This window comes from Frankia sp. AiPs1, assembly GCF_023716945.1.
Lineage (GTDB): Bacteria > Actinomycetota > Actinomycetes > Frankiales > Frankiaceae > Frankia.
In genome coordinates, this window is record NZ_JAMQQF010000646.1 from 1 (window position 1) to 3,217 (window position 3,217).

Below are 3,217 nucleotides of genomic sequence, written 5' to 3' on the forward strand. Positions count from 1 at the left end.
GTCGTCGAGGCCTCCCGCGCCTTGGCGTCCCACGCCGCCGGCCCGGCGGCCTGGCCTGCCGCCTCCTACAGCGAGCCGATGATGGGCTTCGGGCAGCTCGCCCCGGCCGGCACCGGCGCCGACGGCCTCGGCCTCGCCGAGGCCGGTGCCGGCCGGGTGATCGCGGTCTGGGGGCCGGCCGGAGCGCCGGGGCGCACGACGATCGCGCTGTGCCTCGCCGCCGAGATCGCGGCCTTGGGGTTCTCGACGCTGCTGGTGGACGCCGATTCCTACGGTGGGGCGATCGGCCAGCTCGTCGGCCTGCTGGAGGAGGCGCCGGGACTCGCCGCCGCGGCCCGGTCCGCGAATCAGGGCCTGCTCGACGTGCCGCGGCTGGCCGTACTGTGCCGGGACCTGGGCGAGGGCCTGCGGGTGCTGCCCGGCATCTCCCGGCCGTCGCGATGGCCCGAGCTGCGCCCGGCGTCCATCGAGACGGTGCTGTCGATGTCCCGGCGGCTGGCGTCGTACGTGGTGGTGGACTGCGGCTTCTGCCTGGAGACGGACGAGGAGCTGTCGTTCGATACCGCGGCGCCGCGGCGCAACGGCGCGACGCTCGCGGTGCTCGAGGCGGCCGACGTCGTCCTCGCGGTCGCCTCGGCGGAACCGGTTGGTCTGGTCCGGTTCGTCCGTGGACTTGCCGACCTGCGGGAGACCGTCCCGGCGGCCGATCCGCTCGTGGTGGTCAACCGGCTGCGGGCCTCGGTCGTCGGCGGCGATCCGGCCCGGGAGGTCGGCCGGGCGATCCTGCGCCATACCGGGACCGAGCCGGTCGCGCTCGTGCCCTATGACCTCGCCGGCCTGGATGCCGCACAGGTCGCGGGTCAGCTCCTGCGGGACATCGCCCCCACCTCCCCGGCCCGGCTGGCGATCCGGGATCTGGCCGCTCGGCTGGCCGGGCGGCCCGCGGTCGGCCGCCGGCGCCGCAGCGGGTTCCGACGCCAGCCGCGCTAGGTGATCGCCGGCGGTTGAGCCTGGCCGACCGGACCGTGCGATGACAACTCACCGTTACGCCCTTGGCATAACCGTGACATAAAGCATTCGACTCGTCATGAATGTGTAGCGGGCGTGGTTACAGCGAGCGATTCGGGGGCATCGCTGTGTGGAACGGTTCTGGTCAACAAGTGAAGGGGATCTTACTCATAGCTGCCGGTGGTGGGAAGCCGGCCACGATATGGCATCGATCTGATGCACCATGAAGTAAATACGTGAATGGCGGCGCAGTCATACTGCATAGCGTGACTGAATGTATGTCTGCGTGAGAGTCCCCTTTCGGCAACGTTACGTTAGTGTTGAGCAGGCCTCGAAGGTGCCATCCGGAGCGCGGCCGCAACCGTGTCCGGCGAGCCGGAGGCATGGAGATGCTCGGGCGAGACGGCTAGGGGGTGTGTCGGGTGAGCCGGGAGTACGCGAAGGCGGTGGGAGCCCGCCTGCGGGCGATACGGATACAGCAGGGGCTGTCGCTCCAGGGGGTCGAGCAGAAGTCGCGCGGCCGCTGGAAGACCGCCGCCGTCGGCTCCTACGAGCGCGGGGACCGTATGATCAGCGTCCACCAGCTCTCCGAGCTCGCCGGTTTCTACGGCGTGCCGGTGTCGGCGCTGCTGCCCAGCGAGGACCAGCTTCCCCCGCGTGAGCGACGCCCGCGCACGGTGCTGAACCTGGAGAAGCTCAGCGAGGCGCCGCCCGACACCTCCGCGCTCGTCCGGCGGTGGGTGGCGCAGATCCAGCGCCAGCGCGACGACTACGCCGGGCACGTGCTGTCCATCCGCGATGGCGATGTGCGCGCGCTTGCCCTGCTGCACGACACCACGCCGCAGGAGTTCGCCGAGCGCCTGCGCAACTGGGGCGTCCTGGAGACGACTTTCGCCGAGGAGAGCGAGGAACCGCCGGAGTAGCGGCGGACAACCGCCGGAGCAGTCCGGTGGCCCGTCCGGGCGCGTCACGCGCCGCAGGTAACGAACGGTCGACGCGGACCGTGGAGTTCAACTGGCCCATCCCCGGGAGGCCGCACGCGGCGCAACCGCCGTCGACGGCCGGCCCGGTCCAGGTGCGACCGGGTGGCCCACATGGCAGCGGGCGGACCGGGGCGGCAGGTGCCCCAGGCAGGGCACAACCCCCGGTCGCCGCGCCGGGAGGTGGACAATGACCAGAAGGCGGGCCCCGCGCAGGGGCTTGGTCCTCGGGGCAGGTGGAGTCCTCGGCTCTGCCTGGATGATCGGCGCCATGCGGGCCGTCGAGACCGAGACGGGCCGCGACCTGGGTAGTAGCGACCTGGTGGTCGGCACCTCGGCCGGCTCCGTCGTCGCGGCCCTGCTCAGCCTTGGTGTCGGCATCGACGTGATGGCCAACTCCGAGCGCGGGCTGTACGAGGCGGGCGACCCCGTCCTCGACTACCGAGACCTCGGCGCCTCGCTGCCTCCGCGGCCCCGGATGCGGATGGGCTCGCCACGCCTGCTGACGGCCAGCGCGCTGCACCCCCGGCACGCCTCGCCGATGGTCACCCTGGCAGCAATCCTGCCGCAGGGCCGCGGCAAGATCTCCGCGGTGGGCGATCTGGTCTCCACCGCGATGGACCGCAAGGGCCTCGACCCCACCGACTGGCCCGCCCCGGCGATGCTGCGGGTCGTCGCGATGAACTTCGACACCGGTCACCGGGTGCTGTTCGGCTCGCCCGACGCACCCCGGGTGACGCTGCCCGAGGCGGTCATGGCGTCCTGCGCGATCCCCGGCTGGTACGCCCCGATCGAGTCGAGCGGCCAGCGCTTCGTCGACGGCGGGACCCGCTCGCCCACGTCGGTCGACCTGCTTGCCGACGCCGGGCTCGAAGAGGTGCTCGTGCTCGCGCCGGCCTGCTCGCTGGCCAGCGACCGCCCTCGCGGCGCCGTGGCCATGGTCGAACGGCAGGTCCGGCGCGCCGCGACCCGTCGGTTGCTGCGGGAGGTCGAACTGGTCGAGGCCGCGGGCACCCGGGTGACGGTGCTGTCTCCCGGACCGGAGGACCTCGCGGTGATGGGCGGCAACCTGATGGACCTGACCCGCCGAGCGGAGGTCTTCGAGACCAGCCTGCGGACCACCTGCGCGGCCCTGCGCGCAAGCGCCCGTTCGCGGCCCCGACCTCGGCCGGCCCGCACCAGCGCCGCCACCACCAGCGCCGCCGCCCCCGGTGGCGCCACCACCGGCG

General features: G+C 72.8%; 3 protein-coding genes. All 3 read left to right on the plus strand.

The window, feature by feature from the left end; genetic code table 11:
• Positions 1 to 990, plus strand: a 990-nt coding sequence (locus ND748_RS28810; RefSeq protein ID WP_251749334.1) for a chromosome partitioning protein, incomplete at its 5' end; no start/stop codon positions are given.
• Positions 991 to 1,430: 440 nt separating this feature from the next.
• Positions 1,431 to 1,931, plus strand: coding sequence for a transcriptional regulator (locus tag ND748_RS28815; RefSeq protein ID WP_251749335.1), 501 nt, complete (start codon positions 1,431 to 1,433; stop codon positions 1,929 to 1,931).
• Between the two features lie 247 nt (positions 1,932 to 2,178).
• Positions 2,179 to 3,217: patatin-like phospholipase family protein (locus tag ND748_RS28820; RefSeq protein ID WP_251749336.1), on the plus strand; the 1,039-nt coding region annotated here is incomplete at its 3' end.